The organism is Hungatella sp. SL.1.14, assembly GCF_024460495.1.
Taxonomy (GTDB): domain Bacteria; phylum Bacillota; class Clostridia; order Lachnospirales; family Lachnospiraceae; genus Hungatella; species Hungatella hathewayi.
The window spans coordinates 1-405 of sequence record NZ_JANFYJ010000154.1 but is presented as its reverse complement, the minus strand read 5'-3'; the positions used below and the strand labels follow the sequence as shown (position 1 = coordinate 405).

Annotated in this window: 1 protein-coding gene; it reads right to left on the bottom strand. The window is 51.4% G+C overall.

The features are described 5' to 3' along the window. On the bottom strand, positions 1 to 405 hold a 405-nt coding region (locus NE473_RS30445; RefSeq protein WP_305148716.1), incomplete at both ends, for a sensor histidine kinase.

The following is a 405-nucleotide window of genomic DNA, read 5'->3' as shown; positions in this document are numbered from 1 at the left end:
CCCGGCGCAGGGAAGTGTCAACCTGAACATAGAAACGCTGCGCCGGGGTAAATTTCACAGCGTTGGAGAGCAGATTCGTCAGTATCTGGTTCAGGCGAAGCGCATCGCCAACCAGATACTCCGTGACCTCTCCCCGAAGAAAGATCTGAAAGTCTATCTGCCTGTTAATCGCCTGCACATGGAACACCGTCATTAATGCACGCAGAAGCTTTCCCAAGTCAAACAGCTCCGGATGCAGTTCGATTTTTCCGCTCTCAATTTTGGACATGTCCAGGATATCATTGATCAGGGAGAGGAGGTGTGCGGACGAAAATGTAATTATGTCCAGGCAGTTACGCATCCGGCCGGGTTCATCAATATGGTTCTTCCCAAGCTCCACCATCCCCATAATGCCGTTGAGCGGAG